The organism is Pseudomonas sp. BYT-1 (assembly GCF_023611805.1).
In the GTDB taxonomy this organism is placed as follows: Bacteria; Pseudomonadota; Gammaproteobacteria; order Pseudomonadales; family Pseudomonadaceae; genus Aquipseudomonas; species Aquipseudomonas guariconensis.
Genome location: NZ_CP072559.1, coordinates 552,078 through 570,106, shown reverse-complemented (window position 1 = coordinate 570,106; position 18,029 = coordinate 552,078). Strand labels below are relative to the sequence as shown.

16 protein-coding genes and 1 riboswitch are annotated in these 18,029 nt (G+C 63.4%); of the genes, 6 read left to right on the top strand and 10 right to left on the bottom strand.

What is annotated here, in order from left to right; all coding sequences use genetic code 11:
* Positions 1-41: 41 nt before the first annotated feature.
* The 3 genes from cpdA to J5X93_RS02605 all read right to left on the bottom strand — a co-directional run bounded on the left by cpdA (position 42) and on the right by J5X93_RS02605 (position 2,003).
* On the bottom strand, positions 42-857 hold the full coding sequence (gene cpdA, locus J5X93_RS02615; RefSeq protein ID WP_102081290.1) for a 3',5'-cyclic-AMP phosphodiesterase: 816 nt from the start codon (positions 855-857) through the stop codon (positions 42-44).
* Between the two features lie 85 nt (positions 858-942).
* The gene (locus J5X93_RS02610) at positions 943-1,395 is read right to left on the bottom strand and encodes a DUF1249 domain-containing protein (protein ID WP_043207338.1); all 453 of its coding nucleotides are present in this window, start codon (positions 1,393-1,395) and stop codon (positions 943-945) included.
* Complete coding sequence (locus tag J5X93_RS02605; protein ID WP_043207336.1) at positions 1,386-2,003, bottom strand: NUDIX domain-containing protein; 618 nt, start codon at positions 2,001-2,003, stop codon at positions 1,386-1,388. Before J5X93_RS02605 ends, J5X93_RS02610 begins: the two co-directional genes overlap by 10 nt.
* Before the next feature lie 184 nt (positions 2,004-2,187).
* Between J5X93_RS02605 and J5X93_RS02600 the strand changes: the two genes are divergently transcribed.
* On the top strand, positions 2,188-2,934 hold the full coding sequence (locus tag J5X93_RS02600) for an RsiV family protein (protein WP_043207334.1): 747 nt from the start codon (positions 2,188-2,190) through the stop codon (positions 2,932-2,934).
* Here J5X93_RS02600 and cytX read toward each other — a convergent pair.
* Both cytX and thiC read right to left on the bottom strand, forming a co-directional pair.
* On the bottom strand, positions 2,903-4,186 hold the full coding sequence (cytX, locus tag J5X93_RS02595; protein WP_070571116.1) for a putative hydroxymethylpyrimidine transporter CytX: 1,284 nt from the start codon (positions 4,184-4,186) through the stop codon (positions 2,903-2,905). The genes J5X93_RS02600 and cytX overlap by 32 nt on opposite strands.
* Before the next feature lie 184 nt (positions 4,187-4,370).
* On the bottom strand, positions 4,371-6,257 hold the full coding sequence (gene thiC, locus J5X93_RS02590) for a phosphomethylpyrimidine synthase ThiC (protein WP_043207332.1): 1,887 nt from the start codon (positions 6,255-6,257) through the stop codon (positions 4,371-4,373).
* Positions 6,258-6,398: 141 nt separating this feature from the next.
* Positions 6,399-6,505, bottom strand: a riboswitch (TPP riboswitch).
* 152 nt (positions 6,506-6,657) lie between these two features.
* Between thiC and J5X93_RS02585 the strand changes: the two genes are divergently transcribed.
* Positions 6,658-8,088 (top strand): TolC family outer membrane protein, encoded by a 1,431-nt coding sequence (locus tag J5X93_RS02585; protein ID WP_043207331.1) that lies wholly within the window; start codon positions 6,658-6,660, stop codon positions 8,086-8,088.
* 76 nt (positions 8,089-8,164) lie between these two features.
* Here the strand turns inward: J5X93_RS02585 and J5X93_RS02580 are convergent, their stop codons facing one another.
* The 3 genes from J5X93_RS02580 to J5X93_RS02570 form a co-directional block, all read right to left on the bottom strand.
* Positions 8,165-8,614 (bottom strand): hypothetical protein, encoded by a 450-nt coding sequence (locus J5X93_RS02580; protein ID WP_182942226.1) that lies wholly within the window; start codon positions 8,612-8,614, stop codon positions 8,165-8,167.
* A 104-nt stretch (positions 8,615-8,718) separates the two neighbouring features.
* Positions 8,719-9,987, bottom strand: coding sequence for a lipid IV(A) 3-deoxy-D-manno-octulosonic acid transferase (waaA, locus tag J5X93_RS02575; protein ID WP_043207327.1), 1,269 nt, complete (start codon positions 9,985-9,987; stop codon positions 8,719-8,721).
* Between the two features lie 51 nt (positions 9,988-10,038).
* A complete protein-coding gene (locus J5X93_RS02570) occupies positions 10,039-10,929 on the bottom strand; it encodes a LysR family transcriptional regulator (protein ID WP_043207326.1) in 891 nt (296 codons plus the stop codon).
* Between the two features lie 88 nt (positions 10,930-11,017).
* On the opposite strand from J5X93_RS02570, the gene J5X93_RS02565 reads away from it, so the two are divergent.
* From J5X93_RS02565 to J5X93_RS02550, 4 genes are all read left to right on the top strand, one after another.
* Positions 11,018-11,350, top strand: a complete 333-nt coding sequence (locus J5X93_RS02565) for a DMT family transporter (protein WP_043207325.1) — start codon at positions 11,018-11,020, stop codon at positions 11,348-11,350.
* A 234-nt stretch (positions 11,351-11,584) separates the two neighbouring features.
* Positions 11,585-12,760 (top strand): NAD(P)/FAD-dependent oxidoreductase, encoded by a 1,176-nt coding sequence (locus J5X93_RS02560; RefSeq protein ID WP_102081291.1) that lies wholly within the window; start codon positions 11,585-11,587, stop codon positions 12,758-12,760.
* Positions 12,757-13,569 (top strand): aldo/keto reductase, encoded by an 813-nt coding sequence (locus tag J5X93_RS02555; protein WP_043207324.1) that lies wholly within the window; start codon positions 12,757-12,759, stop codon positions 13,567-13,569. The genes J5X93_RS02560 and J5X93_RS02555 overlap by 4 nt, the downstream gene beginning before the upstream one ends.
* A gap of 37 nt (positions 13,570-13,606) precedes the next feature.
* Positions 13,607-14,557 (top strand): hypothetical protein, encoded by a 951-nt coding sequence (locus tag J5X93_RS02550; RefSeq protein ID WP_043207323.1) that lies wholly within the window; start codon positions 13,607-13,609, stop codon positions 14,555-14,557.
* Between the two features lie 90 nt (positions 14,558-14,647).
* Here J5X93_RS02550 and hldE read toward each other — a convergent pair whose 3' ends face one another.
* Together hldE and msbA are read right to left on the bottom strand one after the other, a co-directional pair.
* Positions 14,648-16,069 carry a bifunctional D-glycero-beta-D-manno-heptose-7-phosphate kinase/D-glycero-beta-D-manno-heptose 1-phosphate adenylyltransferase HldE gene (gene hldE, locus J5X93_RS02545; RefSeq protein WP_043207322.1) on the bottom strand — a complete coding sequence of 474 codons (1,422 nt, stop codon included), beginning with the start codon at positions 16,067-16,069 and terminating at the stop codon, positions 14,648-14,650.
* A gap of 130 nt (positions 16,070-16,199) precedes the next feature.
* The gene (gene msbA / locus J5X93_RS02540) at positions 16,200-18,008 is read right to left on the bottom strand and encodes a lipid A export permease/ATP-binding protein MsbA (RefSeq protein ID WP_043207321.1); all 1,809 of its coding nucleotides are present in this window, start codon (positions 18,006-18,008) and stop codon (positions 16,200-16,202) included.
* Between the last annotated feature and the right edge of the window lie 21 nt (positions 18,009-18,029).

Genomic DNA, 18,029 nt, shown 5'->3' with positions numbered 1-18,029 from the left:
TGCATCTTGTTCGCGGGCCCTTACCTGGAGCACACCGAGCCTCAATACCCCGGACTGTTGAAATCCAGCTGTACGTTGAAATCCCGGGCCCGCTCGAACCCACTCTCGACTCGCCCATCGCCATGCAAGCGCAACCACCGGTAACCGGGCTGCTCCTCGCTGACCTGGAAGTCCTCACTGTTGGGGGCGAACTGGATGCAGGTCGAGGGCGTGGCCAACAGACGAACACCTTCACGCCGCTCATCCCAAGGCTGGTGGATATGCCCCCAGAGCACTGCCCTTACCTGTGTATAACCGCGCAGTCGCTTCCATAGTTCATCGGCATTGCGCAGGCCGATCGGCGCGATCCAGGCACAACCGATGTCCACAGGCTGATGGTGCAGGCAGACCAGGCAGTGACGCTCCCCCGCTCCAGCCAGGGCTTGCTCCAGCAGGGCCAGTTGATCGTCGGCGAGCCAACCATGGGTGGCATCGGGCACGTTCGAGTTGAGCATGACAATGCGCCAGGCGCCCAGATCGGTCACCGCCTGCACCAGGTCGCTGCCCTGCGCGAACTCGGCCATCACCTTGGCCTCATCGTGATTGCCCGGCAGCCAGCGGCTCGGCGCACCCAACACCGCAGTCAGCTGGCGGAAGGCTTCATAGGACGCGACGCTGCCATCCTGGGATAGATCACCGGTGCACAGCAGTAAGTCCGGTTGCGGCTGCTCGCGCCGCACTTGCTCGACCACATGCTGCAAGCTGTCGCGGGTATTCATGCCCAGCAGGGTGCCGCCCGCGTCCGCGAACAGGTGGGCGTCGGTCAGTTGCACCACCTGCAGGGGTGCCGAGGCTTGAGGGAGATTGAATTGCGGCAACGGCCGGCTCCTCGAACGGATTCAGCGCGATTATGGGATGCCGAAGGCGCCGGAGCAAAGGGCTGAAACCGACCGCCGTCACATTTCAGCGAACGGCTTCCAACTCATGGCCGCAGGCCAGGCAGTGGCTGAGCCATTCACCCAGGAACAGGTTGAGCTGAGCTTTTTCATCCGGCTGGTGCATGGCCGCGTTGGGATAGGGATAGATGCTGCGCAGGCGCCGGGTATGCTCGGCACTGACCACTTCGGCCATGCGTGCATCGTGGTACACCTGCACCTCCAGATGCGGCACCGGCAACCAGGGCAGGCTGTGTTCCTGACGCACGCGCAGGGTGGTGGTGTAGGGGCACGCCAGCACCACGTCGAGCACCAGCACGCCCAGCATCTGGTCACCTTGGGTCATGCCGATGCGCCGCGAGCTCTGGGTGGTGCGCATGTCTGGCAACAGACGCATCAGGCGGGCGTAGTTGGCCTCGCAGGCTGCCTGCAGCCCAGCCAGGTCGACCCGATAGCGCTCGCGTAACAGGTTCACGACCACATCCCTCGCACTTCCGCACGGTTCAGCGCCAACCATTGCAGGCCGATGATGGTCGCGGCGTTGCAGATACGCCCGTCACGCACAGCCTGCAGGGCGTCCTCGAACGACCAAACGCGCACGCGGATGTCCTCGCCTTCTTCCTCAAGACCATGCAGCCCGCCGGCGCCTTCGCTGGAGCAGCGCCCCAGGAACAGGTGCACGTACTCGTCACTGCCTCCGGGCGACGGGAAGTAGCGGGTCATGGGCCACAGTGCGCTGAAGGTCAGGCCGGCTTCCTCCTGGGCTTCGCGGTGGGCGACCTCCTCGGGCTCCTCGTCCTTGTCGATGAGCCCGGCGACCATCTCGATCAGCCAAGGGTTCTCGACCTTGCCCAAGGCACCGACGCGGAACTGCTCGATCAGCACCACCTCGTCACGCTGAGGATCGTATGGCAGCACACAGACCGCATCATGGCGCACGAACAGTTCCCGGCTGATCTCCCGCCCCATGCCGCCAGCGAACAACTCATGGCGCAAGCGCACCTTGTCGAGCCGGTAGAAGCCCTGGAAGCAGTTGGCCTGCTCGACGATCTCGACCGCCTTGGGCACTGAATTCAACGTATCTGACATGGAAATCCTCGTTACCTCATTTACCGCATCGCGCCATCCTACTCTGCGAGCCGTCGTGTTTCACCCCTTTCCAACGACCGTTCAGGCGGCCAGGACAGAGCGTCTCTACTCTGTTAGCTTAGTGGCGAACTGAAGGCCGCGCCGACGGTCGAAGCTCGACTCCATCTGTTCTGCAAGGATCATCATGACGCTTGTCAAACTGACTTCCGTGGCTGTGCTGGCATTGGCCCTTGGCGCCTGCCAAAGCCTGTTCGAGCCCAACTACCGAGCTCCGCTCGAGGTCAAGCGCGACGCCTGGGAACACGTCAAACCCGGTTGCAGCGAGAGCGACTGCCCACTGGTGAACATCGACACCATTCATTTCCCGGCCCTGCCCAAGCTCGACGCCATCGTCGAACAGCGCCTGCTGCAGCTGACCGAAGACAACCAGCGCAGCACCGCGCCTACCTCGCTGCAAGCCTATGAGCAGCAATACCTGGCCAGTGCCGAAAAACGCAACAGCAGCTACCTGCAGGCCAAGGTACGCGAGCAGCATGACGGGCTGGTGATCATCGAACTGTCCAGCTATCTGGACAGCGGTGGCGCCCACGGCATGCCGGGGCGCGGGTTCATCAACTATTCGCGCAAGCTGGACAAGGTCCTGACCCTGCAGGACATGCTGCTGCCGGGCCAGGAGGAGACCTTCTGGAAGACGGTCGAGGAGTCCCACCGCGCCTGGATGATCAGCACCGGCATGGACAAGGACCCCGAATTCATCAAGACCTGGCCGTTCCGCAAGTCCCCGCACGTGGCGCTGACCTATGGCGCGGTGGTGGTCAAGTACGAAGTCTATGCCATTGCGCCCTATTCCATGGGCCACATCGAACTGAAGATCCCCTATCCACGCCTCAATGGCGTGCTCAAGCCCGAGCTGTTTCCTGGCCGCGGCTGAGGCTCAGCAGGCCATGCAGTACCCCTGCCAGCAGCAGTGCCGGCAGGGTCGCCCCCAGCTCCGGTGCGACATTGGCCATGAAGTGATATGCCGCCACCCCCACCGCCCAGGCGACCAGCGCCTGCCAGTGTAAGCCACTGATCGCCGCCGGCATCTGCCGACGACGAATGACGAAGTGGTCCATCAGCACGACACCGAACAACGGCGCGAACACCGATCCGATCAACAGCAAGAAGTTCTGGTACTGCGCCAGCGGCGCCAGCAGGGCGATCAATGTGCACAGCACGCCGATGGCCAGGGCCAGGTGCTCGACCTTCATGCGCACCAGCAAACCCGTAGACACGGCAGCAGAATGGATGTCGGCAAAGGCGTTCTCCGACTCATCCAGCAAGATCAGCAGCAGTGGAATACCCAGACCTGCCCCCGCCAAGGCCAGTAGCAGTGCATTGACCTCACCGCTCGGCGCGAAGGCCAGGGTGTAGGCCACGCCCAAGCTCATCAGCCAGGCATTGCCAATGAAAAAGCCCAGCGCCGTACCGCCGAACACGCGGCTGGCTCGCTGGCCGAAACGTGAGTAGTCGGCGATCAACGGCAACCACGACAACGGCATGGCGATGACGATGTCAAAGCCCACCGCCAGCGACATCGAGCCATCGCCCGCCTGGCGCCACAGGCCCGCCAGGTCGGCCTTGGCGAATAAGTTCCAGGTCAGCCACAGGCACGCCCCGAGCAGCAGCCAGATACCCCATTTGCGCAGCACCTTGCGCACGAAGGTCAGTGGGCCGCTCACCGCCAGCAAGGTGGCCAGAGCGCCAAAGCACAAGGTCCAGAGCAGAGGGCTGCTCCAGCCGCTGCCCTCGCCGAACGCCCGGGTGCCGAGCAGGCTGGCGGCATCGCGCATGACGATGATCTCAAACGACCCCCACCCCACCAGTTGCAACAAGTTGAGCAGCGCCGGCAGACGCGCGCCATGACGCCCCAGGCTCAGGCGCAGGGTGGCCATGGCCGATAGCCCAGTGTCGCTGCCGATGACCCCGGCCGCCGCCAACAGCAGCACGCCTACCGCGGAGCCCAGCGCGATCGCCAGCACCGAGCCTGCCAAGCCAAGGCCTGGCGCCAGTAGCGCGCCGACCTGCAGGACCATCAGGCCGATGCCGAGGGAGAACCAGAGGGAAAACAGGTCGCGGGCGCCGAATTGGCGCTGCCCGTGAGGGACCGGGTGGTCGGGGGAGAAGTGGCTGGGAGTGGTCATCGGCGGGCTTACCAGAGTTGTTGTTGGGGATACCGAGTCAAACTGACGAAGGGCACAGCCCTGTGGGAGTGGGTTTACCCACGAATGCGTCAGTGAACTCAGCATTCGCAGGTAAACCCGCCCCCACAGGGCCGTGCCCCACACAGAAAAATGTGCCCCTCCCACAGGAAGGGGCCGGGATGCGTTACACCTTTTTGTACAGCTGGCTGCCTTCCTGACGGAACCGCTCGGCCTGCTCGCGCATGCCTTCTTCCACGGACACATCCGTCGCCTCGATACGCTGGTTGGCTGCGTACTCACGGACTTCCTGGGTGATCTTCATGGAGCAGAACTTCGGCCCGCACATCGAGCAGAAGTGCGCGACCTTGGCCGACTCCTTGGGCAACGTCTCGTCGTGGAACGCACGGGCGGTGTCCGGGTCCAGGCCGAGGTTGAACTGGTCTTCCCAACGGAACTCGAAGCGTGCCTTGGACAAGGCATTGTCGCGGATCTGTGCCCCCGGATGGCCCTTGGCCAGGTCAGCGGCGTGCGCGGCGATCTTGTAGGTGATGATGCCGGTCTTTACGTCGTCCTTGTTCGGCAGGCCCAGGTGCTCCTTGGGCGTCACGTAGCAGAGCATGGCGCAGCCGAACCAGCCGATCATCGCGGCACCGATACCGGAGGTGATGTGATCGTAGCCAGGGGCGATGTCGGTGGTCAGCGGACCCAGCGTATAGAACGGCGCCTCATCGCAGCACTCGAGCTGCTTGTCCATGTTTTCCTTGATCAACTGCATCGGCACGTGGCCCGGGCCTTCGATCATGCACTGCACGTCATGTTTCCAGGCGATCTTGGTCAGCTCGCCCAGGGTTTCCAGCTCACCGAACTGGGCCGCGTCGTTGGCATCGGCGATCGAGCCCGGACGCAGGCCGTCGCCCAGCGAGAAGCTGACGTCGTAGGCCTTCATGATTTCGCAGATCTCGTCGAAGTGCGTGTACAGGAAGTTTTCCTTGTGATGTGCCAGGCACCACTTGGCCATGATCGAGCCACCACGGCTGACGATACCGGTGACCCGCTTGGCGGTCAGCGGTACGTAGCGCAGCAGCACGCCGGCATGGATGGTGAAGTAGTCCACGCCCTGCTCGGCCTGTTCGATCAGGGTGTCGCGGAACAGCTCCCAGGTCAGGTCCTCGGCCACACCGCCGACCTTTTCCAGGGCCTGGTAGATCGGTACGGTGCCGATCGGCACCGGCGAGTTGCGGATGATCCACTCGCGGGTTTCGTGAATGTGCTTGCCGGTGGACAGGTCCATGACCGTGTCCGAACCCCAGCGGATGCCCCAGGTCAGCTTGGCCACTTCTTCCTCGATCGAGGACCCCAGGGCACTGTTGCCGATGTTGCCGTTGATCTTCACCAGGAAGTTTCGGCCGATGATCATCGGCTCGAGTTCCGGGTGGTTGATGTTGGCGGGGATGATCGCGCGGCCGCGGGCGATTTCCTCGCGCACGAACTCAGGGGTGATTTCCTTGGGGATGCTGGCACCGAAGCTGTGCCCGGCGTGCTGCTGGTCCAGCAGGCCAGCGGCGCGGGCCTCCTGCAGCTTCATGTTCTCGCGGATGGCGACGTATTCCATCTCGGCGGTGATGATGCCCTGACGTGCATAGTGCATCTGGGTGACGTTGGCGCCTGGCTTGGCACGGCGCGGGTTGCGCACGTGGGCGAAACGCAGCTTGGCCAGTTCGGGGTCGTTCAGGCGCTGCTGACCGAAGTTCGAGCTCAGGCCATCCAGGCGCACGGTATCGCCACGGGCCTCGATCCACGCCGAGCGCACATCGCCCAAGCCTTTGCGCACATCGATGACGACGTTGGGATCGGTGTAGGGACCAGAAGTGTCGTACACCAGCACCGGCGCATTCTGCTCGCCACCGAAGTCCGTGGGCGTGTCATGCAGGCTGATCTCGCGCATGGGTACGCGGATATCGGGGCGCGAGCCTTCGACATAGACCTTGCGCGAACGGGGGAAAGGTTGCACGGACTGCTGGTCGACTTGCGCCGACTCGCTGAGGTGGATCGATTTTTCTTGTTGGCTCATCACAGGCTCTCCAGACAGCGTGGAATGTCGGGGAGAACCTGAAGGGGCGCGGATACACCTAGGACGGTGCGGTGCCGGATGCGAGAAGTGCCTTGAGCTTGAGCTTCGACAATCCCGGACCTGGCACAAGATCTCGCCGGGAAAGCGAGCAATCTTGTTCCCTACGCAGGCGCTAACCTGATCAGGTTCAACGGGATCCGGAACTATCCGATCTCAGCCTTCGATTCAAGGCACCCCGACAAGAACATGCGCAGTCTAGACTCAAGTGGTCGGCAAAGCCAAGCGTGTAGCTTGGCGAATGATGAAAGGCACGTCAGGCGATTGTTGCCAGGTGCGCCCGGCACTACACTGGCCATCGCTCGATACTCAACAGTTCAGAAATTCATTTCAAGGATTGCCTATGCTGCGCAAACTCTCACTGGCGATAGCCGTGTCTTGTGCGTCCAACGCAGTGGTCTGGGCAGCGGATATGCCCACGACGGTGAAAACCGACCTGGTCAGCGTTTACCAGGAGGCGGTCGACAACAACGCCGACCTGGCCGCCGCCCGCGCCGACTACGGCGCTCGTCGCGAAGTGGTCCCCCAGGCCAGGGCCGGACTGCTGCCGAACCTGTCGGCCGGTGCCGAGATGCTCAACACCCGCACCAAGATCGACGAGCCCTCCATCACGTCTAACCGCAGCGGCAATTCCTGGAGCGCCACACTGGCGCAGCCGATCTTCCGTGCCGACCGCTGGTTCCAGTTGCAGGCAGCCGAAGCCGTCAATGAACAGGCGGCCCTCGAGCTGTCGGCCACCGAACAGAACCTGATTCTGCAAACCGCCGAAAACTACTTCGCGGTACTGCGCGCCCAGGACAACCTGGCCTCGACCAAAGCCGAGGAAGCGGCCTTCAAGCGCCAGCTGGACCAGTCCAACGAGCGCTTCGACGTCGGCCTTTCGGACAAGACCGACGTGCTGCAGTCCCAGGCCAGTTACGACACCGCCCGGGCCAACCGGATCATCGCCGAGCGCCAGGTACAGGATGCCTTCGAGGCCCTGGTGACCCTGACCAACCGCGAATACAGCTCGATCCAGGGCGTGGTCCATACCCTACCGGTGCAGGTGCCAATCCCCAACGATGCCAAGGCCTGGGTCGATACCGCGGCGCGGCAGAACCTCAACCTGCTTGCCACCAACCATGCCGTGACCGCCGCCGAGGAAACCCTGCGCCAGCGCAAGGCCGGCCACGCCCCGACGCTCGATGCGGTGGCCAAGTACCAAAAAGGCGACAATGACAGTCTCGGCTTCACCAACCCCTCGCCCTTCGGGCGCTACAGCGGCGACGTGGAGCAGACCAGCATCGGCCTTCAGTTGAACATCCCGATCTACAGTGGCGGGCTGACCAGTTCCCAAGTGCGCGAAGCGTACCAGCGCCTGAGCCAGAGCGAACAGCAGCGCGAAAGCCTGCGTCGTCAGGTGGTGGAGAACACCCGCAACCTGCACCGCGCAGTGAACACAGACGTGGAACAGGTACAGGCGCGCAAGCAATCGATCATTTCCAACCAGAGTGCCCTGGAGGCTACCGAGATCGGCTATCAGGTCGGTACCCGCAACATCGTCGACGTACTCGATGCCCAGCGCCAGCTTTACACCTCGGTGCGCGACTACAACAACAGCCGCTACGACTACATCCTCGACAACCTGCGCCTCAAGCAAGCCGCCGGGACGCTCAGTCCGCAGGACCTGCAGGACTTGGGCCGCTATCTGAAAGCCGACTACAACCCGGACAAGGACTTCCTCCCACCCGACCTGGCAGCCGCGGCGGCAAAGAACTTCGAGCGGCGACCTTGAGGACGCGCTACCGCTACTTCACGGGCACGCCTGCCGAGCGGCTCGTGAAGTAGCAGGCACAGCCTGTCGATGCACATCACTTCATGAAGAAACGAATTGCGTTGTGATCGCCATCGATATGCAGCGAAGACCTGCAGTCGGCGTAGGCCTCGCCGATGGACGCGGCATGAAGCCTGACACGCCGCAGGTCGTACATGATGCTGAAATTGCACGCCAGAGCGCCCGAGGTCACAAGGACCTCCTCAACGAAGCTATGCTTGCCCAGCACCTTCGGCACCATCTCCAACCTGCCCTGATCGTCGTCATCCACCGACCAACTGGCGTTGTCATCGATAGTGAAGTGCGGCCCTTTCAGGGCATCGATGAAATAGGCCCCGGTGTGCTGGATGCTGGCGTTTGGATCCGGGTAGTTCACGCTCACGCTGGCCCACTGTTCGATGAACTTTGGGTACTTCGGCACACCTATCGAGGCCTGTGCCGACAAGGCGGTCATCAGGCCGAACGCGGTGAGTGTCCTGCTGTACATGCGGCGTCTCCTCCAATCTTCGACACGCCTGTTGGCGTCCTGGACAGGAGCGTAGGCAGCACGCCCAGCGCAAATGAACTATCTGTTTGCCACCTTTTGCGTCATCACAGCCATTTCGCCAATGCCTGCACAAGCCGGTCCAGGGCCCCTTGATTGGCTTGCATCACGGCCTTGCCCGCCAGCCCCATGCGCCGGGCATCCTGTGGCAGCTCGATCAAGCGGCGTATAGCGCCAGCCAGTCCCTCGGCATCATCCACCTGCTGCAAGGCACCGGCCTCACGCAACATGGCGGTGATCTCGAGGAAATTGAACACATGTGGTCCCATGACCACCGGCAAGGCCAGCGCAGCAGGCTCCAGTGGGTTGTGCCCGCCGGTAGCCACCAGGCTTCCGCCGACGAAGGCGATATCAGCCAATGCGTAGAGGAACAGCAATTCGCCCATGGTGTCGCCCAACAGCACCGCAGTCTGGCCGTTCACCGGCGTCCCCAGGGAGCGTCGCACCGTGGCGAACTGATCGCGGCACAAGGCATACACCGCATCGAAGCGCTCCGGATGACGCGGCACCAGAATCAGCAGCGCATCACCATGAACCTGCAACAACTGCCGATGGGCCTCCAGGATCAGCGCATCCTCACCCTCGTGGGTACTGGCGGCGATCCACACGGGGCGCTGCTCGGCGCCCCACTGTTCGCGCAACGCCTTGGCACGTGGTTGCAGTTGCTCGTCGATCTTCAGGTCGAACTTGATCGAGCCGGTCACCTGCACGCACTCGGGGCGCGCGCCCAAGCTGCGGAAACGCTCGGCCTCGACCTCGGTCTGCACGGCGATCAGGCTCATCTCAGCGAGCATCGGACCGGTCAGCCCGGCAAAGCGCGCGTAACCGCGGGCCGAACGCTCGGACAGCCGAGCATTGGCCAAGGCCACCGGGATACCGCGCTTGGTGCATTGGTGAATGTGGTTTGGCCACAGCTCGGTTTCCATGATGATGCCTAGCCGTGGCCGCACATGATCGAGGAAACGCCCGGCGGCCCACGGCAGATCGTATGGCAGGTAGCAATGCTGAATGCGCGGCTCCTCGGCGAACATCGCACGGATCCGCTCCGACCCGGTCGGGGTCATGCAGGTCAGGGTAATGGGCAAGTCCGGGTAGGCCTTGAGCAGGGCGCGAATCATCGGCGCAGCAGCGATGCTCTCGCCTACCGACACCGCATGCACCCAGATGCCTCCCTGGCGCATGGGCGCAAGCTTGCAGGCAAAGCGCTCGGCGATGCGCTGGCCGTAGGCCGGGGCCTTGCGGGCGCGCAGGTACAGGCGCAGCGCGACCAGCGGCAGGCCCAGGTGAAACAGCAAGGTATAGAGGGTTCTGTTCATGGCGACGCAGTGTACAAGGAACCGCAGGAAAAGGCCTGCAAGCGGCGAGCCTCAGCCAATCGCCCGCAGGTGCACGGCGAAGCGCTCGGCCAACCATTGCGCCGCCGGCCCCAACGGCTGGTCGCGGCGCCAAGCCAGCTCGACCACCAGCGCCGGCGGGCGCCACTCGCTGTCCAGTTCGACCATGTGCGTTTGGTAGGTCGGATACTGCACCACATGCCGCGGCAGCCAGGCCCAGCCCAGGCCACGCATCAGCAGTTCGGCCATTGAATAGAAGCTGTCGGCGCGCCACACCTGCGGACTGATCGCCTCGCCACCCGGATAACCGCTTTGCTGGGGCGTGATCAGCAATTGCCGATGACGCGCCAGTTGCTGACGACTGACCCGCTGCTCACGGGCCAGCGGATGCCCCACGGCGCAGACCGTGACCATCTCGACGCTGCCCAGCGCCCGACGCTCCAGCGAGGCGGGAATCTGCTCGTGATGGAAGAACAACCCCAGGTCCGCGCGCCGCTCGACCAGCTTGCGCGCCACATCCCCCTGAGCACCGCTGGCCAGTTGCACCTCGAGGAACGGAAAGCGGGTGGACAACTCGTCCAGGCTGTCGATGACCGGCTGGTAGGGCATGGCTTCGTCATTGGCTACCCGCAGCAGTGCTTCCTGCCCCCGCATCAATGCCAAGGCCCGGCCGTCCAGACGCTCGCACTGGCGTAGCAGCTCGCGGGCATCCTCGAGCAGGGCAGCACCGCTCTCGGTCAAACGTGGCTGGCGCCCGCTGCTGCGCTCGAACAACGTTACGCCCAAGTCCGTCTCCAACAGCGCGATTGCATTGCTGATGGCTGACTGCGCCTTGCGCTGCTCCCGTGCGACAGCAGAAAACGACCGCAACTCGGCCACCCGCAGGAACAGACGCAGCTGATCCAGACTCCACTGCTCAGCCATTGAACCTATCTCCAAGTTAGATAGGTAATGACTTTACCGCATTTCACCTAGGCCTAGAATGCGAGGCCTGGCAACGGAGACTCGCACCATGAACGCATATACCTACCTGACCATCGCCATCTGCGCAGAAGTCATCGCCACCGCTTCCATGAAAGCTGTGAAGGGCTTGAGCACACCGCTGCCACTGCTGTTGATGGTGTGCGGTTACGCCGTGGCGTTCTGGATGCTGACGCTGGTGGTGCGCAGCATTCCAGTGGGTATCGCCTACGCCATCTGGTCGGGCCTGGGCATCGTGCTGATCAGCGCAGTGGCGCTGGTGATCTATGGGCAGAAGCTGGACTTCCCGGCGATGCTGGGCATGGCCATGATCGTCGGCGGCGTGGTGGTGATCCAGCTGTTCTCCAAGACCGCGGGGCACTGAGCGACAGCGCATTTCATGCACGCCCATGGGCGGCAAGCATCTTGCCCTGTGGTAGTGCCCTCTTCACCGGGCAAACCCGCCCTCACCGGTTCTTCGGCGCTCATAGGTACGCCGCTGTAACGGTGTGAGCGGGTTTACCCGCGAACGCGACAAAACGGTCTGCATCTCTCCCCGGACAAGCATCACGCCACAGCCTGTATACTGGGCAACTGTCCCAGTTCTAGAGGTGCCCGCATGCCATCTGCCATTTCCACTGACGTGCTGATCGTCGGCGCCGGGGTCGCAGGCCTCTGGCTCAATGCCCGGCTGCAGCGCCTGGGGTACTCGACCGTGCTGGTCGAGCGCGCCAGCCTCGGCGGCGAGCAGACCATCAAGTCCCAGGGCATCATCCACGGCGGTACCAAGTACGCCCTGCATGGCGCCCTGACCGGCGCATCGGAGGCCATCGCCGACATGCCTCGCCGCTGGCGCGAAGCACTGGCCGGCAACGGCGAGCTCGACCTCGGCAAGACCCGCATTCTCTCCGAAGCCCACTACCTGTGGTCTCCTGGCACCCTGGCCGGCAACCTCACCAGCTTCTTCGCCAGCAAAGCCGTGCGCGGTCGGGTCGATCAGGTCAAGGGCGATCAATTGCCCCCCGCTCTGCAGGATCGTGCCTTCAAGGGCAAGGTCTATCGCCTGGCCGAACTGGTCATCGACGTGCCCAGCCTGCTCGCCAACCTGGCCGAACTGGCCGGCGACAGCCTACTGGCCGGCGAGCGCATCGAACCCTTGAAAGAAGGCGACGAGCTCGTCGGCTTGCGTGTCGATGACCGTGAAATTCGTGCCCAACGCATCGTCCTCAGCGCCGGCGCGGGCACCGAGGCGCTGCTCCAGGCCCTGGGCCTGAGCCAACCCGCCATGCAACGCCGTCCGCTGCATATGGTCATGGCCAAGGGGCCGAATCTCAAACCGCTCTACGCCCACTGCCTGGGCGGCGGCCCCAAGCCTCGGGTGACCGTCACCACCCACCCGGCTGCGGACGGGCAGTGGGTTTGGTACCTGGGGGGGGATTTGGCCGAAGCCGAGGGGGTCGCCCGCGAGCCTGCGGCGCAGATCGCCGCGGCGCAAAAGGAAATCGCCAGCCTGTTGCCATGGGTCGACCAGAGCCCAGTTCGCTGGGCCACCCTGCGTGTCGACCGCGCAGAACCTGCGCAATCAGGCCTGGTACGCCCGGACAACGCCTTCCTGGCTGACCAGCAGCGCCTGCTGGTGGGCTGGCCGACGAAGCTGGCCCTGGCACCGGACTTTGCTGATCGCGTCTTGGCGAGCCTGGATCGGGACGGCATCCGCCCCACCGCCCAACCGGACCTGGCCGACTTGCCCCGCCCCCCGGTTGGCGTGCCTGCCTGGGAGCAACTGCTGCCATGAGCCTGCCGACCCTGCACGACCTCCATCGCCCGCTGGGCAGCACCGGCCTGAAGGTCTCGCCGCTGGGCCTGGGCACCGTCAAGCTTGGCCGGGACCAGGGCGTCAAGTACCCCACCGGTTTCACCATTCCAGGTGATGACGAGGCCCGGCTGTTGCTGGCCCAGGCGCGAGAGCTGGGTATCAATCTCATCGACACCGCCCCTGCCTATGGCCGCAGCGAGGAACGCCTGGGGCCGCTGTTGCGCGGGCAGCGCGACGAGTGGGTGATCGTCAGCAAAGTGGGTGAGGAGTTCGAGGACGGCCAGTCCCGATTCGACTTCAGCGCCGCCCATACTCGCCTGTCGGTGGAGCGCAGCCTGCGTCGTCTGGAGACCGACCGCATCGAGCTGGTGCTGGTGCATTCGGATGGCAACGACCTGGCAATCCTCGAACAGCAAGGCGTCTACCAGACCCTCGCCGAACTCAAGCAGGAGGGCAAGATCCTCGGCTACGGCCTGTCCGGCAAGACCGTAGCCGGCGGACTCAAGGCGCTGGAGCAAGGCGACTGCGCCATGGTCACCTACAACCTCAACGAGCAGGCAGAACGCCCGGTGCTGGACTACGCTGCCGAACACGGCAAGGCCATCCTGGTGAAAAAGGCCTTGGCCAGCGGGCACATCTGCCTCGCGCCCGGGGTCGATCCGGTGCAGGCCAGCTTCGAGCTGCTGTTCTCCCACCCGGGGGTGAGCAGTGCTATCGTCGGTACCATAAACCCGTTGCACCTGGCCCATAACGTGGCCACCGTCGCCCGAATCCTGGGACGGCCTTGAATCGCCCAGACGGGCGCCCAACGCAAGGAGGAGCCTCGTGCCGCGAACGCTGATCCGCAAGAACCCGAGCAACTTCAAAACTTTACCGCTGCATGTCGAAGCCACGCCCGACGGCCTGACCTACAAGCCCATCGGCATGCCGTTGAACTTCTCCCAGGTGCAACAGCGACGCAAAGCCATTCAGCTGGGCAACCCGGAGCGTTTCGTGGTCGAACTGGCCAACCTCGGGGTATCGGTGCGTCTGACCTTGCATTGGCAGCATCGCGATTACTGGGTGCTGGTGCGCCAGCGCCGCCAGGATCGCGGCGATGTCGTGCTCAAGCTTATTTCCGGTTATGTCCCGGCCCAGGAACTGAACCTGCCGCTGCACACCGCCATCCAGGAGGTGGCCGAGGAGTGCCTGATGGAGACGCCCGAAGGCTGGCTCGGTGGGCGTTTCAACGATACCTGGCTGCCAGCCCCCTACGCCGACGCCCTGCACTACCGCGAGGCATTACCGTTTGTTCTGTCCCCCGAGTCCGGTGCAGCCCGTCCGGTTCACTGCGACAACCTCATGCTGCTGGAACGCCCACGCGCCTATGTGCACCTGCCAACGGCATCCCTGCAGTTGATCTATGACCTTCGCCTGCAGGTCCCCCGGGAGGCCAAGTCGCTCAGTTTGTTCCATGTCGACGAACGGCTGGAAGGCGACCAACTGGTCGCACGCCTGAACCGCAAGCGCCCTGACTTGTATCTGATGCCACTGATCGATGGCCAGCCCACGGCCGAGCTCTATACCTTGAAGAAAGACCAACTGGTGCCTGCAAGCACCCGCGGTCTGTACCTGGCCGAAAGCTTTGCCCGACAGGAAGGCTGGGTGGTGAAGGATGAGCGGATTCGTTGGAAAGAGTGGATCAAGCAACAAGGCCTTGAGCAGGTGCCGACCTCGCACCTGCAGCGATTCAGCGATAAGGCGCGGGCGCTGTTGCAGCGCGCACTGCACAAGTAACGACAGCAGGCCTTACAGGCCAATCGCGTGACAAGCTCCCCACAAGCATTGCGCTATGGGGGAATTGTCACGCGATACCTACGTTGCAGATCAGTGCTTGCGGATCTTCTCGACGATGGCGGTGGTCGAGCTGTTCTCCACCAGTCCCAGTACCTTCACGGTGCCACCGTAGGCCTTGACGATATCGGCGCCGACCACCTGGTCGATGCCATAGTCGCCGCCCTTGACCAGCACGTCCGGTTTGACCTGGCTGAGCAGGTTTTCCGGCGTGCCTTCAGGGAAACTGATGACCCAATCCACAGCCCCCAGGCCAGCCAGTACGGCCATGCGACGGTCGACACTGTTGATTGGACGACCCGGCCCTTTGAGACGGCTGACCGAAGCATCGTCATTGACCGCCACGATCAGGCGGTCACCTTGAGCGCGAGCCTGTTCCAGATAGGTCACATGCCCAGCGTGGAGAATGTCGAAACACCCGTTGGTGAAGACGATCTTTTCGTTGTGTGCCCGGGCATCATCAATGGCCAGCAGCAACTGGTCGAGGGTGAGCACGCCGCGCTCGGAGCCCTCTTCACGCTGGATCGCCCGGCGCAGCTCCGGCGCGCTGATGGCAGCGGTACCCAGTTTGCCGACCACGATACCTGCAGCCAGGTTGGCCAGCGCGACAGCGTGGGGAAGATCCTCGCCGGCGGCAATGGCTGCGGCCAGGGTCGAGATCACGGTATCGCCGGCACCGGTGACATCGAACACTTCACGGGCCCGGGCGGGCAGGTGCAGCGCCGGGTGCCCGGTGCGCAGCAGGGTCATTCCATGCTCGCCACGGGTCACGAGCAGCGCGCCCAGTTCCAGATCCTGGAGCAATTGCAGACCCTTGGCGACCAGTTCGGCCTCGTCGGCGCAACGACCTACGATCGTCTCGAACTCGCTGAGGTTCGGGGTGATCAGACTGGCGCCACGGTAGATGGAGAAGTCCTTGCCCTTGGGGTCGGCCAACACTGGAATGCCCTTGGCCCGCGCCGCCTGGATCAAGCTCTGATGGTTCTTCAGCGCCCCCTTGCCGTAGTCGGACAGGACCAGCACCTTGATGCCTTCGAGCAGCTCATCGACCTCCTCGCCCAACGACAACGGGTCGGTGGCGAACGGTTCTTCGAAATCGATGCGCAACAGCTGTTGGTGACGGCTCATGACCCGCAGCTTGACGATGGTCGGCTGATGAGCGATGCGCTGGAAGACCGAGCGCACACCTGCAGCCTGCAGGCTGTTGGCGAGGCTGTCGGCAGCCTCGTCCTGACCGGTCACGCCGACCAGCGAGGCAGGCGCGCCAAGGGCAGCGATGTTCAGTGCGACGTTGGCCGCGCCGCCGGGGCGATCCTCGATCTGCTCGACCTTGACCACCGGCACCGGTGCTTCGGGAGAGATCCGCGAGGTACCGCCATGCCAGTAGCGGTCGAGCATGACATCACCGACCACCAGGACCGGGGCTTGATCGAAACGCGGCATGGACAACTTCATGGGCAACCCATATGAAAAATAATGAACAGGGGCAGGATATTAGCACAGGGTCGGCGACGGCTTTATGGCCAGCTGCGATCTGTGCGTTACCAATGATGATCGGGGCCGAGAGGGCCCCGATTCAGGGGGGTCAGGTGATATCGGCCTTTTCCGGCTCATCCAGCCCCATGGCGTGCAAGCGGGCATAATGGCCATTGGCCTGGAGCAGCTCGGCGTGGGTGCCACGCTCCACCAGGCGGCCTTGGTCCATGACCAGAATCAGGTCGGCCTTCTCGATGGTCGACAGGCGGTGGGCGATCACCAGGGTAGTGCGGCCTTCCATCACGTGGTCCAACGCCGCCTGGATGTGCCGCTCGGATTCGGTATCCAGTGCCGAGGTCGCCTCGTCGAGGATCAGCAGCGGTGCGTTCTTGAGCAGTGCGCGGGCAATCGCCAAGCGCTGGCGCTGGCCACCGGAAAGCAGCACGCCGTTCTCGCCGACTTCGGTGTCGAAACCCTTGGGTAGCTGGTCGACGAAATCCTTGGCGTAGGCATCGGCAGCCGCCGCCTCGATCGCCTCACGCGGTGCACCGGCCAGGTCGCCATAGGCGATGTTGTTGGCCACGGTATCGTTGAACAGAGTGACGTGTTGCGTCACCTGGGACACATGTCGACGCAGATTGCGCAGTCGGTACTGTTCGATCTCCACGCCATCGAGCAGGATCTGCCCCTGATCATGGTGATAGAAGCGTGGAATCAGCGCCGCCAGCGTGGACTTGCCGCTGCCGGAACGCCCAACCAGTGCGATCATCTGCCCAGGCTCGGCGGTAAAGCTGATGTCGCTCAGTACCTGGCGCTCGGTCCCTGGGTAGGTGAAGCTGAGGTTGCGCACCTCCAGGCGGCCTTCCACCTTGTCCTTTTCCACGGTACCGGTGTCCACCTCGGGCTTCTCGTCCAACTGCTCGAAGATGCTCTCGGCGCCGGCCAGGCCCTTCTGGATGGTCGAGCTGACTTCCGAAAGCTGGCGGATCGGCTTGGGCAGCAGGCCCGCGGCGGTGATGTAGGCCACCAGGTCGCCCGCCGAAGCATCGCCACGCAGGAACAGCACCAGGAACATCAGCGCGGCCATGGCGCTGTAGATCACCAGCTGCAGCATCGGCGTGTACAGCGCGCCGGTCTTGGTCATGCGCAGTTGTTTGTCCGTATTGCTCTGGCTGGCGTTGCTGAAGCGACGCTGCTCGTAGGCCTCGCCGCCGAAGCTGCGGACCACGCGATAGCCCTGGATGGTCTCGGAGGCTACATGGGTGACGTCCCCCATGGCCACCTGGATCTTCTTGCTCTGCTTGCGAAACTTCTTGCTCGCGGTGCTGACCATCAGGGCGATGACCGGCAGGATGGCAACCATCACCAAGGTCAGCTTCCAGTTCATCCACAGCAGGTAGGCGAACAGGAACACCACGGTCAGGCCTTCGCGAATCACCACTTTGATCGCATCGGTGGCGGCGCCGGTGACCATGGTCACGTTGAAGGTGATGCGGGAAATCAGGTGACCGGAGTTGTGGCTGTCGAAATAGCGGTTCGGCAGCACCAACAGCTTGTTGAACAACTCCACCCGCAGGTCATGCACCAACCCCAGGGAGACCTTGGCCAAGTAGTAGTTGCCCAGGAACGAGCCCAGGCCCTGCCAGGCTGCGATCAGGATGATCAGCAACGGCACGGCCTGCAGCAACTGCATGTCTTTGAGGTAGGGCACGTCCGGGAACAGGACCGCCTGTGGATCGCTCAATCCATCGACGAAATACTTGAGAATCCCCGCCAGCATCGGCTGGGTGGAGGCGAAGATCACGAAGCCCACGATACTCAGCAGGAAAATGCCGATATAGGGTTTGACGTAGCTCAGCAGCCGGAAGTAGATCTTCAGGCTGGAGGTTTGCTCCGCCGGTAGCGGTGTTTCGGCCATCATCGAGCTCGCTGTTCAGGT

Bases quoted from the DNA above. Each gene is read 5' to 3' on its own strand.
- J5X93_RS02605 (WP_043207336.1), bottom strand. From the start codon at position 2,003: ATGTCAGATACGTTGAATTCAGTGCCCAAGGCGGTCGAGATCGTCGAG.
- J5X93_RS02600 (WP_043207334.1), top strand. From the start codon at position 2,188: ATGACGCTTGTCAAACTGACTTCCGTGGCTGTGCTGGCATTGGCCCTT.
- cytX (WP_070571116.1), bottom strand. From the start codon at position 4,186: ATGACCACTCCCAGCCACTTCTCCCCCGACCACCCGGTCCCTCACGGG.
- thiC (WP_043207332.1), bottom strand. From the start codon at position 6,257: ATGAGCCAACAAGAAAAATCGATCCACCTCAGCGAGTCGGCGCAAGTC.
- J5X93_RS02585 (WP_043207331.1), top strand. From the start codon at position 6,658: ATGCTGCGCAAACTCTCACTGGCGATAGCCGTGTCTTGTGCGTCCAAC.
- J5X93_RS02580 (WP_182942226.1), bottom strand. From the start codon at position 8,614: ATGTACAGCAGGACACTCACCGCGTTCGGCCTGATGACCGCCTTGTCG.
- waaA (WP_043207327.1), bottom strand. From the start codon at position 9,987: ATGAACAGAACCCTCTATACCTTGCTGTTTCACCTGGGCCTGCCGCTG.
- J5X93_RS02570 (WP_043207326.1), bottom strand. From the start codon at position 10,929: ATGGCTGAGCAGTGGAGTCTGGATCAGCTGCGTCTGTTCCTGCGGGTG.
- J5X93_RS02565 (WP_043207325.1), top strand. From the start codon at position 11,018: ATGAACGCATATACCTACCTGACCATCGCCATCTGCGCAGAAGTCATC.
- J5X93_RS02560 (WP_102081291.1), top strand. From the start codon at position 11,585: ATGCCATCTGCCATTTCCACTGACGTGCTGATCGTCGGCGCCGGGGTC.
- J5X93_RS02555 (WP_043207324.1), top strand. From the start codon at position 12,757: ATGAGCCTGCCGACCCTGCACGACCTCCATCGCCCGCTGGGCAGCACC.
- hldE (WP_043207322.1), bottom strand. From the start codon at position 16,069: ATGAAGTTGTCCATGCCGCGTTTCGATCAAGCCCCGGTCCTGGTGGTC.
- msbA (WP_043207321.1), bottom strand. From the start codon at position 18,008: ATGGCCGAAACACCGCTACCGGCGGAGCAAACCTCCAGCCTGAAGATC.